This window comes from Streptomyces sp. NPDC045846, from assembly GCF_056431605.1.
In genome coordinates this window covers 75,036-90,312 of the sequence record NZ_JBWKKJ010000003.1, presented here as the reverse complement: position 1 = coordinate 90,312, position 15,277 = coordinate 75,036, and the positions used below count along the sequence as shown (strand labels likewise).

General features: G+C 71.2%; 13 protein-coding genes and 1 pseudogene. 4 read left to right on the top strand and 10 right to left on the bottom strand.

Annotated elements, in window-relative coordinates:
• The first annotated feature begins 36 nt into the window (after positions 1–36).
• The gene (locus tag AC07F3_RS09410; RefSeq protein WP_479112100.1) at positions 37–183 is read left to right on the top strand and encodes a hypothetical protein; all 147 of its coding nucleotides are present in this window, start codon (positions 37–39) and stop codon (positions 181–183) included.
• 160 nt (positions 184–343) lie between these two features.
• Here the strand turns inward: AC07F3_RS09410 and AC07F3_RS09405 are convergent, their stop codons facing one another.
• Positions 344–889: a hypothetical protein gene (locus AC07F3_RS09405; protein WP_479112098.1), complete on the bottom strand. Its 546-nt coding sequence runs from the start codon at positions 887–889 to the stop codon at positions 344–346.
• 207 nt (positions 890–1,096) lie between these two features.
• On the bottom strand, positions 1,097–1,756 hold the full coding sequence (locus AC07F3_RS09400) for a class I SAM-dependent methyltransferase (protein ID WP_479112096.1): 660 nt from the start codon (positions 1,754–1,756) through the stop codon (positions 1,097–1,099).
• Positions 1,757–2,052: 296 nt separating this feature from the next.
• On the opposite strand from AC07F3_RS09400, the gene AC07F3_RS09395 reads away from it, so the two are divergent.
• Entirely contained in the window at positions 2,053–2,991 is a 939-nt protein-coding gene (locus tag AC07F3_RS09395; RefSeq protein ID WP_479112094.1) for an SDR family oxidoreductase, read from the top strand.
• 186 nt (positions 2,992–3,177) lie between these two features.
• Complete coding sequence (locus tag AC07F3_RS09390; RefSeq protein ID WP_479112092.1) at positions 3,178–3,753, top strand: TetR/AcrR family transcriptional regulator; 576 nt, start codon at positions 3,178–3,180, stop codon at positions 3,751–3,753.
• Positions 3,754–4,071: 318 nt separating this feature from the next.
• Here AC07F3_RS09390 and AC07F3_RS09385 read toward each other — a convergent pair whose 3' ends face one another.
• The 4 genes and pseudogenes from AC07F3_RS09385 to AC07F3_RS09370 all read right to left on the bottom strand — a co-directional run.
• Complete coding sequence (locus tag AC07F3_RS09385) at positions 4,072–5,292, bottom strand: lipase family protein (protein WP_479112090.1); 1,221 nt, start codon at positions 5,290–5,292, stop codon at positions 4,072–4,074.
• A gap of 280 nt (positions 5,293–5,572) precedes the next feature.
• Positions 5,573–6,190, bottom strand: coding sequence for a TOPRIM nucleotidyl transferase/hydrolase domain-containing protein (locus AC07F3_RS09380; RefSeq protein WP_479112088.1), 618 nt, complete (start codon positions 6,188–6,190; stop codon positions 5,573–5,575).
• 122 nt (positions 6,191–6,312) lie between these two features.
• A complete protein-coding gene (locus AC07F3_RS09375) occupies positions 6,313–6,678 on the bottom strand; it encodes a DUF2752 domain-containing protein (RefSeq protein ID WP_479112086.1) in 366 nt (121 codons plus the stop codon).
• 67 nt (positions 6,679–6,745) lie between these two features.
• A pseudogene (locus AC07F3_RS09370) lies at positions 6,746–7,027 on the bottom strand (TM2 domain-containing protein); the annotation flags it as partial.
• A 268-nt stretch (positions 7,028–7,295) separates the two neighbouring features.
• Between AC07F3_RS09370 and AC07F3_RS09365 the strand changes: the two are divergent.
• Positions 7,296–8,198, top strand: a complete 903-nt coding sequence (locus AC07F3_RS09365; RefSeq protein ID WP_479112084.1) for an isopenicillin N synthase family dioxygenase — start codon at positions 7,296–7,298, stop codon at positions 8,196–8,198.
• A gap of 51 nt (positions 8,199–8,249) precedes the next feature.
• On the opposite strand, the gene AC07F3_RS09360 is transcribed toward AC07F3_RS09365, so the two are convergent.
• From AC07F3_RS09360 to AC07F3_RS09345, 4 genes are all read right to left on the bottom strand, one after another.
• Complete coding sequence (locus AC07F3_RS09360) at positions 8,250–9,638, bottom strand: CoA transferase (protein WP_479112082.1); 1,389 nt, start codon at positions 9,636–9,638, stop codon at positions 8,250–8,252.
• Positions 9,639–9,769: 131 nt separating this feature from the next.
• Entirely contained in the window at positions 9,770–10,360 is a 591-nt protein-coding gene (locus AC07F3_RS09355; RefSeq protein WP_479112080.1) for a snapalysin family zinc-dependent metalloprotease, read from the bottom strand.
• 210 nt (positions 10,361–10,570) lie between these two features.
• A complete protein-coding gene (locus AC07F3_RS09350; protein ID WP_479112078.1) occupies positions 10,571–13,891 on the bottom strand; it encodes a BTAD domain-containing putative transcriptional regulator in 3,321 nt (1,106 codons plus the stop codon).
• Between the two features lie 297 nt (positions 13,892–14,188).
• Positions 14,189–15,253: an Lrp/AsnC family transcriptional regulator gene (locus AC07F3_RS09345; RefSeq protein WP_479112076.1), complete on the bottom strand. Its 1,065-nt coding sequence runs from the start codon at positions 15,251–15,253 to the stop codon at positions 14,189–14,191.
• Positions 15,254–15,277 lie beyond the last annotated feature (24 nt).

The window sequence follows — 15,277 nt, the reverse complement described above, 5'->3', positions numbered from 1 at the left end:
CGTCACGGGGTCCGTCTGCTGCGCGGCGAGGCGACCATGGCCAGGAAGAGCGAGCTGGACCAAGTGGTGCGGGCTCCCTTCATGCACATCTTCTACCTCGATCAGGAAGAGCCGGTCCGCATCCGGACGCTGCGCATCACCGCGGGCCCGTTGCAGACCGACGCCGTGTTCCCCGAGGCTTGACCCGCGGGTGTCGCGACACATGCAGGGCTTCCACCGTGCTGCCGCGTCCGTCCCGCCACGGGATGAGCACTGCCCGGTGGTCGTGACGCTCCTCTCCGTCCGGTGCGACCGGTGACACAGAGCGCAGTGCGGCCGCCGAGGTGGCCCCGGCCCCTCGGCGTCAGATGAGAGGGCGGGGCCCACGCGCCACCAGAGGGTGGCCGCCGTCCTCGGGCAGGACAGCGAGGAAGAGCCAAGCGCCGTCTTCGACGCGAGCCAGGCCAATGGTTTTGGCGGTGTCGAAGGCTTCGACGGCGGGCTCGGCCCCCTCGGTCAGTGAGTCGAGGTGCGCGTAGTGTCTGGCCAGGGTCGAGGCGGGGCCGTGGACCCAGAGGCGTACGGTCGCCCCGTTCCGCAGAGCGGTCAGGAGGTCGTCGCGGGCCTGCCCGGGGGCGGCGGCCTGGAGCCTGTCGTGGAGGCGCTCTTGAGCGCACGGCCTCGTCGGAGCCGCTACGGCCCGTCGGCTGCACTGGGGACACGCCTTGCACCGTGCCGGTACGAACAGGTGCCGATAGCTGGTGACTTGGTTCGCCGGTATGCCGCAGAGCGTCCCGTCCTCGCCTATGGCGTGCTCGACGCGCGGCATACCGGCGACCTCACCGGCACCGAAGTCGGCTGCCTCCCGCGCGCTCGCGAAGGACCATCCGCTGTCTGGATCATGTGTCACGCGGTGAGCTTGCCACATCGCTCTGTTCGGGTCAGCCTCGTTCCTAGCGGGGACATTTGAACGCCGGCGGGGGCCGGGCCCTGAAGGGGCTGGGTTTCCCTGGGGCATGTCGGTACCGGGTTGAGGGCTCGGGCCATCGCGAACGAGCGCCCCAGGCGAGCTGCCCGGACGACAAGAATGACATGTCGTCGGGCAACGGCCAACTGATCAGGAAGTGCTGCCAGTTGGGGCATCAGGCGATCCTTGAGCGTTCTGAAAGACGAGCAGGTAACGCCAGAAGAGGAGCCTGCGAACAGTACATCCAGGCAACAGCGTGGCGGCCTCCCGTCGGACCTCGGGCAGGGGCATGACCGGCTGCCTCACCGGCGCCGTCACTCGGGTGCGATCGGCCTCCGCGGAACCACCTCGAAGCTTGTCCCCGACAGTGACGGCGAGTCTGGCCACGGCGTTGACGGGCACCGCCGCGAGACTCCAAGCCCAGTCGATCGGGGTTTTCTCCGGATAGCAACCCAAGATCACGAGGACGCCACCGGGCGCCAGGGCGTCACGCAATGCGGTGACGGTGTCGAACGGCATGTGATGAATGCTGGCGAGGCACGAGATGAAGTCGTAGTGGGCCGGGGGCAGTTCGACCTGAGTGACGTCCGCGTGCTCGAAGCGCGGGCTCGGGGCTCCGGGCAGCTGCCCGGCCCGGGCTTCCGCGATGGCCTCCTGGGATGGATCGATCGCGTCGACCTCGATGCCCAGGTGGGCGAGGCGACGGGCGAACCGGCCGGTTCCGCAGCCAACATCCAGCGCGGCCAAGCACGTTCGGGGGACGTACCGCAAAAGTAGACGGTGGTAGTGGTCGTTGTGATCAAAGGACATGGCCCGACCCTGCCATAGAGGACTGGCGTGGCCACTGTTGTTTGGGTCGCTCGTCCGGCGGCCGGCCACGGTGAGCGGCGGCGCTGTCGTAGCGGTCGGCTCGACCAGTCATTCGGTGTGGAGCCACAGGGGCGCCCGCGGGCACACGTGCGGCACTCCGCCATCGGCTCCTGCCCGGATTCCATGCGATGACAGTCGCTGACATCCAGTGCTACGGTTGATGGCAGTGGCTGACATCGATTGTCGTCGCCGCACGCCGCCGTGTCGGCGGTCACCTCGTTCAGGAGGAGCTCTTCATGCGTATTTTCGTCACGGGCGCGTCCGGCTGGATCGGTTCCGCCGTCGTCCCCGAGCTCATCGCCGCAGGTCATCGCGTGGTCGGCCTCGCGCGCTCCGAAGTCTCGGCCGCCGCCCTCACCGCCGCCGGAGTGGAGGTGCACCGTGGCACGCTCGGCGACCCCGACGGACTGCGCGACGCGGCAGCCGCCTCGGACGGCGTCATCCACCTCGCCTTCAACCATGACATCGCCTTCACCGGAGACTTTGCGGGCGCCGTCCAGGAGGACCGGCGCGCGGTCGAGGCATTCGGCGATGCGCTCGCCGGATCCGGCAAACCCTTCGTCCTCGCTTCCGGAGTGGCCGGACTCCTGCCCGGGCGCATGAGCACCGAGCAGGACGGCCACGACATCGACCCCCGCGACACGGCGGATCTGGACGCGGGACCGCGGGGGCGTCATGTGACCGCGGAACTGACTCTTGCCCTGGCCGACCGGGACATCCGCAGTTCCGTCCTGCGGCTGCCGCCCACGGTGTACGGGCCGGGGGACCGGGGCTTCATGGCCGCACTGATCGCCATCGCCAGGGGCAAGGGGGTTTCCGGGTACATCGGGGATGGGGCCGCGCGCTGGCCCGCCGTGCACCGGCTGGACGCCGCCCACCTGTTCCGGCTCGCGGTGGAGAGCGCCCCGCCGGGCTCGACGCTGCACGCGATCAACGACGAGGGCGTGCCGCTCCGCACCGTCGCCGAGTTGATCGGCCGCCACCTCGACGTGCCTTTCGTCTCCGTCCCGCCGGAGGACGCCGGATCCCACTTCGGCTGGCTGGGCGCGTTCCTGTCACTCGACAGCCCGGCGTCGAGCACCCTGACCCGCGAGCTGTTGGGGTGGCAGCCCACGCATCCTGGACTCATCGACGACCTGGAGAAGGGGCACTACTTCCACACCGACAGGACGTGACCCCACAGACCCGTGGCCGCGATTGCGGCCTGGAGGGTGGGGTGTACGAATACGCTGCGTCGAACCGCTCGGGCCGCTTCCGCGCTCATTCAAGGACGCGAGCCGGGCCTCCGCCGGTCCGCTTACCTCTGCCTGACCTCCCCGTACGATGTGATGACATTCACTGTCATCACGTATGATCGGCCCATGGGTCGATGGGAACCGAACGCGCGCGGTCGGCTGGCGCAGGCCGCGTTGGATCTCTACGCGGAGCAGGGGTTCGAGAAGACCACGGCCGCGGAGATCGCCGCGCGGGCCGGGCTGACCGAGCGCACCTACTTCCGGCATTTCGCAGACAAGCGCGAAGTCCTGTTCTCCGGCACGGAGATGGTGCGGGACGTGTTGACCCGTGCCGTCGCGGACACGCCGACCGGCACGGCGCCCATGGACGCGGTGGGCGCCGCGCTCGAAACGCTGGGCGCCCAGTTCCTGGAGAATGCCGAACGGGTCAGGCTGCGTGAAAGCATCGTCTCGGCGCATGCGGAGCTACGAGAACGCGAGCTGATCAAGCTCGCCGGACTTGTTGTCGCCATGGCCGAAGCGCTGCGTGGCCGCGGGGTACCCGAGCCTGCCGCGAGCCTGGCCGCAGAGACGGGGATCGCGGTCTTCAAGGTCGCCTTCGCGCGGTGGATCGACGAGCCAGGCGGCCCTGACCTGCAAGAAAGGCTCCGGGCGTCGATGGAGGAGCTGAAGAACGTGCTGGCGGAACGCTCCCCTGCTTGACCGCGGCTTGCGGGCCGCCCTCTCCTCGCGGAGGTGATCGCCCCTGCGATTCACCGCAGCGGCCAGTGGTGGTTGAGGCGCATGTGGTCTGTCCGGGTAGCCGGTCAGGGAGGCCGTGGAGTGCGGCTGCCCGGCTTCGAGCTCGGTGTGGCGGGGCCGCTCTGAGCCGGACGAGACCGCCGGGGCCGCGACCGCGCCCGGCCTGTGCACGGGAGAGCCACAGCGGCGACGGTCTCCGCGTGCGGGGGCAGGGGGCACGGGGACGGCAGGGCCCCGTGGGTGTGCCGCCGCGTGTACGGCGGCTGCCCGGCCCGCGCCTCAGTCGGTCTTCGCCGACTCGTCGAAGAACCGGATGATCCGGGGCAGGGCCTGTCCTACCGATCCGTTGTGGTCGTAGTCACCGACATCGGTCAGCCGGGCTGCCGCCCGGTTTCTCGTCAACTGATCCGCACAGTAAGCCGAGTTACTGGGTGAAACGTCCTTGTCGCCGCCTCCGTAGAAGATCTCCACCGGTACGGTCGGCCGCCAGTTGCACGTGTTGTCCATCGGGCGCAGCCTGTCCTTCAGGACCCCGTCGGGCTTCCGAATCTTGTTCAGGAAGTCCTCGGTGAACAGGTCCTTGGAGGCGGCCGGGAGTTCGCCGATGATCTGCTCGGCGGTGTGGTTGCCGTCGAAGAGACCCTCCACCTTGCCGTCGTAGGGGGAGCGGAACGCCTCACTGGGTGAGGCGTAAAGGCCGTACATCTTGTTCCATGCGGTGACGAAGTAGGCGAGGTAGATGCCGGATTTCGCGATTCTGTCGTCGGCCGCGGCGGCCTCGAAGGCCGAGAGATCGTAGGGGCCGCTGACCGGTGCGAGCGCCCCCAGCCTGAAGTACCGGTCGGCCCCCTGCTGTTGAAGGGCCCGGCCTACCAGCATGGTCGCGGGGCCGCCCTGCGAGAATCCGCTGACCTGGACCTTCTGCTCCAGCTCCCGGCCTTTGCGGTGGGCCAACGTCCGGGCTGCGCGCAGACCGTCCACCGAGGCCGCGACGGTGGCCCGAGGGTCACCGTAGGGATGGAAGCCTTCACCGGAGCCGAGGCCCACGTAGTCGGGCGCCGAAACGGCACGCCCGGTCGAGGCGAACAGCAGGGCGGCGAGCCGGTCGTCCGACTTCGGATTCTCCGAGGCGACGTCCTTGCGGTAGACGATGGTGCCGTGCAGCCAGGAGACGGCGGGCAGGTGGCGCGCCCCGTTCTTGGGCAGCACGACGAGCTGGCTCGCGGTCGTGGGGGCACCAGCGCTGTTCGTGGTGCGGTAGGTGACTCGGTAGGCGGTCACGCCGTAGCGGACCTGAGACGATCCGATCTTTCCACGGAGTTCGACGGCCACTTCCTCCGCTGTGAGGTCGGCCGCCTTCTCGACCGAGACGAGAGTCCCGCCTTGTGTCCGCTCGCTGGGGGAGTCGGCCGAAGCCGACATGGGAGCCAGCAGCGCGGACACACTGCCGAGGACCGCCGCACCGGTCAGAATCCGGATTCCCGTTCGTCGTGAAGTCATGTGCCGATCATGGCCGTTGGCCGCTCCGCCGAGCCATGGAGCGACCCCCCGGCCGCATCGGGGGATTACCCCCTCGGGGCCCGTAGGGGATGTTGGGAGCCCAACTCCCCGCACGGCAGACCATGTAGTCCGGCCCGGACGGCAGGGCGAACACGAGTTTTCAGGGTGTGAGGACGATGCAGCGGGCCGGGGGTGCTACGCCATGAGTGGCCGAGACGACCGGGGCGCACAGGAACTGCTGGACCTGGCCCGTTCGTTCGTGGCCGGACAGCGTTTTTCGTCACACACTGGCGAGGAGCGCATCGAGTGGGGCGGGCGTCTGGCTGAGGTGAAGGGCCTCTACCAGGAGGTGTCCGTAACGGATCTTGCGGCCCTTCTTCGTGCCGAGGAATCGCCGCAGCTGCTGTTCCCGGGGCCGGCCGTGCTGGGCGGGTTGATGCAGGAAGGTCTGCCAGGCCCGGAGTTCCCCTTCCGCCCGGACGATCTCTTCGACTCCCGCTGTCCCCAACGCGCGGATGAGCTCGTCCTCCAGGTCCGCCACGCACACGAAGAAGCTCGGGTGCGGCGTGTGTGCCCGCCTCAGGCCGCGCTCGTAGAAGCCCTGTTCACCCTCGTCGCACAGTCCTGTCAGCCGCAGGCCAAGGCCGGGCGGCCCGAGGAGGCCGGCATAGCGGCCGACACTCATCGCCCCGCCGATGGCCAGAGTGCACACTCCTTCGGCGGCGAGGTCCCGGCCATGCCGTGCGGCCAGCACCTCGACGGCCGCGACGTCACTCGGCCCTTCCAGCAGCACCGCCGTCCGCACTCCAAGTCGCGCCGCCAGCTCACTCGCCGCCGCTCCGGAACCACCACTCGCCCAGCCACTGACCGCATCCCGGAACGCGCACATGTCCGCCATGGACCGGGAGTCTGCTCTTACTCCGGCGGCACGGCACTCAAATATCCGGCAGGCGCTTCCCCGCCTCCGCCGATGTGCTCGTGCCATGGATCGCCTCGCCCGGGCCGTGCATCACCGCGCTGTCAGCGGCCCAGGATGTTGCGGAGAATCGTCCAGGTCAGGGCCGCGGTGAGGATGAGGGCAGTGCCTGGGCGCCCGATTGGCAGGCGGTAGGGCTGCCCACGGAGACACGCCACACTCCAGCGGCCGTAGGCGTGGGCGACGAGAGGGAGGGCTGCGCACAGGGCAGGGTTGGCGCGGAAGGCGGCCGTCATGTCGCCGTGCACGAGCGCGTAGGTCATCCGAGTGCCGCCACAGGCCGGGCAGTTGAGTCTGGTCACCCAGTGGAACGGGCAGCGGGGGAGGAGCTGAGCGGGGTCATAGGGGGAGTGGCCGTAGAGGTAGAGCAATCCGGCCGACGCCGCGACGGCGACAGCGACGGGCCGCACCGGCAGCGGCAGACGCAGGCTGCGCCCAGGACGTGGGTCACTGGGCGTCGCCTGGCGCACGGCAGGTTCAGCCACGCAGCACGCGGCCGTCCGCGTCCGTCTTGTTGTCGCTGACCAGGAGCAGGATTCCGTCGATGAGAGCCCAGAAGCCGAGGCCGCCGCAGGTGAGAAGCTGGGCTATGGCCATGCCGGTGTGCTTGGTGTAGAAGCGGCCGATGCCGAAGGTGCCGAGGAAGAGCTGGAGTACACCCGCCACGATCTTCGACTTGTCCGAGTACGGACGGCCGTAAGGGTCGTATCCGTACGGGGTCGGAGCGGGCGGCATTCCACCGGGCTGGGGAGTTCCGTACGCGTTCGAGGACTGGTCGCTCATGAAGTGTGTTCGCTCTCAAAAAGGGGTGACGACCGGGCGCTCCGGGCGTTGTTCGAACACCTTATCCTTTACCTACTCTTCATCAAAAACCAACCATGGCTAAACCTTTCGGCCTCGCGAACAGGGCGGAATGCGCGTGAGGTCGACCTGATATCCGGGGCCCTCGCCAAACTCCTGGGGACGGCTCACCTCCGTGGCCCGACTTTTGTCGGGCCGGGTTTCGGGAAAGGGCGGGGCGGGGGAGATGTCCCGGGTGGACCTCATTCCCACCGTCGATCTGAACGCCCCCGATCCCGACAGCGTCGACCGGGCCCTCCAGAACGCGGGCTTCCTCCTGGTCATGGGACACGGTGTCGACCCGTCCCTGCCTGTCGCGATTCGCGAGACCGCGCGCGGCTTCTTCCACCTTCCCGCCACTGCCAAGCAGCCGTACGCCGTGAAGGTGGGCGGGAGGGGGTGGCTGGGCCCCGGCGCCGAGGCCAACGGCTATGCCGAGGGCACCGAGACCCCGCCGGACCTCAAGGAGTCACTGTCGTTCGCCGCCGAGCGCCCCACCGGGGAGGCGGCCGTCGACGCGGAGTGGTTCGCCCCCAACACCTGGCCCGCCGAGGTCCCGGCCCTCAAGCCGCTCCTCGACGACTACCTCGCCGGGATGCAGGCGCTCTCCGACCGCCTCCTGGGGCTGCTGGCCGTCGCCCTCGGCCGTCCCGCGGACTTCTTCACCCGACACACCCGTCACCCCACTTGGGGGTTCAACATCAACTGGTACCCGGGAACGGACACCGTCGGCGCCCCGCGGCCGGGCCAGTTCAGAATCGGTCCCCACACCGATTTCGGGACGGTGACGGTCCTGGACCGGCAGCACGGCAAGGGTGGACTCCAGGTGTTCAGCGAACGGCACGGCTGGCAGGACGCCCCGTACGACCCGGCCGCGCTGACGGTCAACATCGGTGATCTGATGGCTCGTTGGACGGACGGCCGGTGGAAGTCGGGCCGCCACCGGGTGCTGCCACCGCCCGCCGACGCCCCCGCTGAGGAACTGCTCTCGCTGGTGTACTTCTATGAGTGTGACCCCGGCACGGTCGTCCGGGGGATCGACTCGCACACCTACCTGCGGGCCCAACTGGACGCGATCACGGCCGATTGAATCAGCCGTTGCCCCTGAGTACGTGGTGGGTGCCGCGTCCGGCCGGTCCGGTCAGGCGCCGTTCCACACCGGGGCGTCCGTGCCCCACAGGCCCGGCGGGCGTTGCCAGTTCACGGGGCCGCCCTCGTAAGACAGCGGTGGCAGTGCGTGCCGCAGTCGGCCCATGGGGCTGTCGGTTTCGGTCAGCCAGTGCGCGGCGTCGAAGCCTGCCTGTTCGCCCGGGGCGGGCGCCAGGTCGTGGACCAGCCAGTGTGCGGTCTGGGTGAGGGCGAGGCGGAGCAGCCGGGTGCCGCCGGTGCGGTGCTGCTCGGTGAGGGCGCGCAGCACCCCGGCCGCGAGGAGGTAGCCGGTGCCGTGGTCGAGTGCCTGGGCGGGCAGTGCGCCGGGTGACTCGGGCGAGCCCTCCAACTCGGCTATTCCAGTGGCCACTTGGACCAGGCTGTCGAATCCGCGCCGCTCGTGCCACGGCCCGTAGCGGCCCCAGGCGGAGAGCTGGGCGATGACCAGGCCCGGACGGCGTTCGGCGAGCGCCTCGGGGGTCAGCCCCCACCGTTCCACGGCGCCGGGCCGGTAGCCGGTGACCACCACGTCCGCCTGGTCGAGCAGGTCGTCGAAGTGCTGACGGCCGGTGGCCTCGCTCAGGTCCAGGGTGGTGGAGCGTTTCCCCATCCCCGTGTCGTTGTGGGCCTCCTGGCTCTCCGGCAGCTGCGGGGCGTCGATCCGCAGTACGTCCGCGCCGAGCAGAGCCAGCGTTCGGGTGGCGACGGGGCCTGCCAGTACCCGGGTCAGATCCAGTACGCGCAGCCCGGCACACGGCAGGGCGGCGGCGCCGAGCGTCCTGCCCTCGGCGTCGTCGAGGCGTGCCGTCGTCAGCAGCGGCTGCTGGGCGACCAGGGCTCCCTGGCCGGTCCTGGCCCAGTGCTCGGGACCGCGCGCCGCCACGGCCAGGCCGCCCGCCGCGTACACGGTCTCCTCCACCTCCAGCGCGGTCAGGCTCGCGATGACGCGGGCCACCGCGTCCACCACCTTCTCGTCGGTGTCCTCCACGACCCCCAGCGCGGCGAGCAAGCGGGCCCTGTGGTGCGGGTAGTTGGCGTGGGTGCGGACCCATCCGTCGCTCGCCCGCCAGAACCGGGACAGCGGTGAGAACGTCGACCACCCCTGGCCGTCGACCTGCACCAGACGGTCGCTGAGAAAGGCCGTCGCGACCGCCTCGTCATTGACCCGCACGCGGGGCACGGGGTGCCCGGTCCGTACGGACGTGAGCTCGGCGGCCGCGAGTGAGCAGGCGGCGACGGTGGCCCGTGCCAGCTCCATGACCGGGAGCCGCGCCGGCAGGCCTCCAGAGGGGCCGCCGTGGGAGACGCGGTCCAGCAGCGAAGGGTCGCCCTCCAGGGCTGCCCACGCCTGTGAAGTCCCGGAGATGAGGGGAGAGTTCATGTCCGCACTATGGCACTGAGTGCCACCGCAAGGGAGGGCGGGGTCCTCGGGCCGGGGCCTCGCCGACCGACCGCTGAAGTCGCGGGGCGCTGTGCTTCAGCGGTCTTCGGCGACTCAGGGGCGGCGCGGGCTCAGTGCGAGCCGGTGCGGGTACGGCCCGACCAGACGTCGATCACCACTTGGTGGCGCGGGTGGTGGGCTGCCGCCAGGCCGGTTGCGTAGTTGCTGTCGACCTGGGCCGCCTCCGCCGCGTCGGGTTTGGCGTTCGTGCAGGACGTGCCGGGGCCGTGGCCGGACATGAGCTCCGAACACGGGCCGCTGTAGTCGTCCGGCAGTCCCAGGATGTGGCCGGTCTCGTGCGCCGTGATCCGTGTCGCGTCGTAGCCTTCGTTCACCGCTTGCTGACCCAGCTGCACATCACCGTAACCGCCGGGAAAGATCGGTCCCAGCGTGGCCTGCGGCCAGCCGCTGGTCGCCTCGTAGACGTAGTCGGCCGATCCGGAGCTGCCGGCCGGTTCCAGGTGCACGTTGTGCACCGCGTCGTTCCAGTTCTGTACCGCCTGCGCGATCGAGTCCGACCACGGGCCGGCCGCGCTGGCGTCGTAGGTCAGGGTCACCACCGCTGCGGGCGCGCGCGGCGTGGCGTGTGCCGGTGCGAGGCCGACCATCGTAGCCAGGAGGGCCGGGATGAGTGCCGTCATGACGGCTGTTCGCTTGCTCATGAGACTGTTGCGCCTCCTTGAGTCTCAGCTGTTGTCCGCAGTAAACAAGTTCATCGCGAGCATGACAACTGGCTGGGCTGCGCCCGGTTCCTGCGGCTCTCAAGTTGGCTGGATTGGCACCGAGGTTGACCGCCTCTTGGTGCGCGGACCCAGCCGGGCCCGGTGTCCCTTCCGGCGCCGGGTGGGGCGGGCCACCTGGCGCCGGGGCCGTCAGCCGGATCCCGCTCGGGTGAGAGCCGTACGGGCTGCCTCGGCCCAGTGCGGTGCGCCCGTGCGCTCGGCGATGGCGAGCGCGTGGCGGTGGTGTGCGGCCGCTTGTTCCGGTCGCCCCAGGCAGCGGGCGAGCTCGCCGAGGTAGTGGGCCACCGGGCCCAGGGTCACCACGCCGCTGCCCGCCCCGGCCAGGCAGTCCGCCGCGGGCAGCAGTTCCTCGTACACCGACGCGGCCATCTCCCGATCGTCCAGGGACACGGCCAAGATGGCGGCGAGACCGAGGCGGGCCTCAAGCAGATAGTCGCGGGGCAGCTCCCGCGCGGCCGAGGTGACGGCGCGCGCCTGGGCGGTGCGGCCCTCGGCCAGCAGCATGAGGGCCTTGCCCCGCGCGTAGTTGGAGCCCCAGCGCCCGTACTGCTCGTCGGCCTCTCCCGCCAGGTCGAGCAGGGTGCCGTTCTGGATGTAGAGGCAGAAGAGGGCGAAGTGCAGCAGATCGCGTTCGATGCCCCACATCCAGGATTCGCCGAGCCGCTCGGTGGTGCGGCGATAGGCGGTGTCGGCCTCGGCGAACCGGCCCGCGACCGAGAGCCGCATCGCGCGGTACCAGCCGAGCAGCGTGCCCGGCAGCGGCAGGTCGTAGCGGTCCGCCAACCGCTCGACGGCGTCGGCGTGTTCGTCGGCCGTCTCCGGCTCGGCCAGCGCGGCATGGGCCTGGGCGAGGATCACATGGCCCAGCACCTCCACCGCCGCCAACTCGTGGCGGACCCCGAGGATCAGCAGCTCGCGGCCGATGGCCAGGCGCTCGGTGGCGAGCCCCGCGCGATGGTAGGCGTGCGCGTGCCGGGCGTTGAGGGCCTGGGCGAGGAGATCCGGCCGCTCCAGGCCGCGCGCGAGGGCTTCGGCCTGGTGGGCGGCCTGGCGCCCCCGGTCGTCCTGGGTGCCGTCGAGTTCCAGGGCCAGGGTGGTCAGCACGCGGCAGCGCGCCTCCGCGGCATGTGGGGGCAGCTGGCCAAGGACGCGCTCGGCCGCGGCGACGACCTGGTCGTCCTTGGCCGCGTAACGGCGGTTGGTCCAGATGGTCGGCACGTCGAAAGCGGAGAGCAGGTCCGCGGTGAGCTCCGGGTCGCCGAGCTTCTCGGCATCGGCGAGGGCCGCGTTGCGCCGCTCGCGCGCGGAGACCACGTCGCCGGCCAGCGCGAGCGCTCTGATCGTGCCCATGATGAGGCCGAGGCGGGTCCGTTCGTCGTGGACCTGTGAGCGCTCGTGGGCGGCGACCGCCTCCTGCCACAGCCGGGCTGCCTCCCGGTGGGCGAACCGCCAGGTCGCCTGCTCCGCGGCCGCCCTCGCATAGCGTGCCGCGCGCGGGGCGCTCGCCCGGTCGGCCGCTGCCAGGAAGTGGTAGGCCAGCAGGCTCACTTCGTCGGGGCGCAGCCGCTGGATCTCGGTGCCCGCCCGGGCGTGCCAGCGTGCGCGGCGCAGCTGGGGAACCTCTTCATAGAGGGCGTCGCGCACCAGGATGTGGACGAAGCGCACCTGATCGGGGCCCTCTTCCACGAGCAGTCCCGCCGCCAGGGCGGTCTCGACGGCGGTGGCCATGGTCTCGGGGTCGCTGTCGGTCATCGCGGCGAGAACGTCCAGGTCGATCTCGCGGCCGAGCACGGTGGCCTGTCGCAGCAGGGCTTGGGCGGATGCGGGCAGCCTGGCCAGGCGCTGGCGGACCACGGCGTGCACTCCGGCGGGCACTTGGGACAGGGCGTCCTCGGCGCCCGCCGCGCTGATCAGCCGTGCGGTCTCGCACACGAAGAACGCGTTGCCCCCGGTCCGCTCGGCGACGGCCCGCACCGTCGCCTCGTCCAGCTCGGGTGTCCCGGACCGCAGGAGTTCGGCCACGGCCTCCTCGGAGAGGCCCGCCAGTTCGACGCGGACCGGGGCGTAGCGGGCGAGTTGGGCCAGCGCGTCCCGCAGCCCCGGGGACTCCTCGTGCGGCCGGAGCGTCGTGACGACCATGATCGGGGCGGCGTCGGCGCCGTCGACGAGGTGGGCCAGCAGGTCGAGGGTCTCCTCGTCGGCGCGGTGCAGGTCCTCGATGACGATGAGCAGCGGGGCCGTACGGGCGGCGGCCGTGAGGTGGTTGACGACGGCGTGACGCATCCGGAACCGCCCGCCCGTCGCGTCGTGGGAGGTGTGCGTGGACGCGCTCTCCAGCAGCGGGGCCAGCACCCGGGCGGTCTCGGGGGACGGTTCGTGGCCCGCACCCGCCAGTGCGGTCAGCAGCTCGGTCCACGGCCACGCGGCGGGTGCCCCGCCGCTCTCCGGGCAGCGGCCGCGCACGCAGGTCCAGCCACGACGGGCGAGCTGTGCGCCGACCTGTTCGACCAGCCGCGTCTTGCCCACCCCCGGCTCGCCGGTGACCAGGGCCAGGGTGAGCCGCCCGGCGGCGGCCACCGCCGCGGCCCCCTCCAGACGGGCCAGTTCGTGCGCGCGCCCGACGAACGGAGGGGCCGCGGAGATGGCCACCGAGGGAGTGAGCCGCACGGCGGGCCGGTGGGCGGTGGCCGGTTCCAGGCGCGGCGCCTGGGCGAGGACGTCCGCCTCCAGGCGGCGCAGTTCCACACCGGGCTCCACACCCAGGTCGTTCATGAGCACGCGCCGGACGCGGCGGAGCGCCGCGAGCGAGTCACCCTGGCGCCCGGCCTGGTAGAGGGCGAGCGCGAGCAACCGCCAGCTCTCCTCGCGCAGCGGATGGTCGAGGACCTGTGCCTCCAGGTCGGGCAGCGGTTCGGCGGCACGGCCCAGCGTGAGCAGGGCCTGGGCCCGCTGCTCCACCGCCCGCGCCCGGAACTCCTCGAGACGGGCCGCCTCCCGCGCGGCCCAGCGCGCGGTGGCGAACTCGGCGTAGGCGGGGCCGCGCCACAGTGCCAGCGCGCGGTCGAGCTGGTGCAGGACGGTCTCCGGCGGAGTGCCGCTCGCGCGGGGCATCCGCACCGCCGCCTCGAAACGCCAGGCGTCCACCGCCTCCTCGGGAGCGCGCAGCGCGTAGCCGTTGGGGGCGGATATCAGCAGCCGTGGCGGTGTGCGCGGCGGCCGGTCCGGCTCCAGCGTCTTGCGCAGTCCGAAGACGACGGTCCGCAGGACACCTGTGGCGCGCAGCGGCGGCACCCCCTCCCAGAGTCCGTCGATGAGGCTTTCCACGGACACCACTTGGCCCTGCGCGGCCAGCAGGCGGGCGAGCATCATGCGGCGCTGAGGTCCCTGTACTTCGACGGGCGCGCCGTTCCCCGTGATTTCCAAGGGCCCGAGCACCCTGAACGTCAGCATTGAACAGCCACCTCCTGCCCCGGAAACCTGCCGCACCATGAGTGTGCGGCTGACCACCCTGCCACGCGGCGGCCCAGGGGCCTCATACCAACTGGAAGGTACGGGCCGGGGACCGTAGGTGCGCGATCCTCCGGCACACCGTCTCGGATTGACGGCGACGGCCGAGCACCAGCTCTGCGCCCGCTCCCCGCAGGGTGCAAGTGGCCCAAGGCACGCGGGGTCTGACGGTCGATGGGGGTGTGTCGCCGGACCGTGCGGGGCCCTTCAGTGCGAGCCCCACCTGGCTGCGCCGAGGTGTCACCGGGCCTTCGCCGCGGTACGCGGTCGACGTGGCGGCCCCGCGGTGCCGGTGGCCGAGACCGTCGGGGCCGGTGCGGGGGTGCGTTTGGCGGCGCGGCTGACGATGGCCGTCTCGACATGGGTGATGCCCAGCCCGACCAGGTCGCGGGAGAGGAATCCGTAGAGCGCGGTCAGATCCGGGAAGTACGCGGCAGCGTGCAGGTTCGAGGGGCCCGACGTCGCGAACGCGCCGTGCACCGCGGGGTGGTCGGCCAGTGCCCGCCCGGCGCCGGCCAGATGGTCGGGAGCGACGTGCAGGAGGAGTTTGGCCTCGATGGGCAGGCCCAGGCGGCCTGGTTCGACCAGGACCTGGGTGATCAGGCGGCCCTGGGCGCCGAGCCGGGCCAGGCGTCGGCGCACCGTGCTCTCCGGGTGGCCGGTGTGCGCGGCCAGGGCCGCCGCGGTCAGACGCGCGTTGGGGGTGAGCGCGTCGATGAGGGACTCTTCGAGGGCGTCGGCGTCGATGCCGTACGGGCCGGGGGAGATGGAAGCCTCCGCCTCGGGGGAGGGGGCGGCTGGGCTCAGCGCCGCGCGTTCGGGCACGGTCAGGACCTGGTGACGCCACTCGGACGTGAGCCGGAAGACGTGCAGGATCGTGGCGCTCTCCAGGGACGTCACCGCCTGGCTCGAGGGCAGCTGACGGAAGACCAGCGGGTCGCGTGAGCCCGGTTCGGTGCGGGCGACCGCGAAGATCTCGTCTCCCGCGGTGGTGACATCGATGAACGGGATGTCCTCGCGCGCCGCGAGCGCGGCCACGATGGTGTCGAGCTTTCCCCGCAGGACCCGGATGCGCAGGAACAGGGCCCCCGCCGAGCCGCCGTTGCGCGGCCTGGCGACCGGCGAGACCACCACCCGCACCGTGCCCTCGGCATCCAGCGCGTGCAGGCGACGGCGCACCGTGGCCGGGTTGAGGCCCAGTACGTGGGCCGCCCGCTCCGCGGTGACGCGACCGTCGCACTGCAACGCGGCCACCAGCCGCTGGTCCAGGAGACTCAGTACGGAATCCGCCGTCGCGCTCGCCATGAAGACGAGTTTCGCTCATTGCCC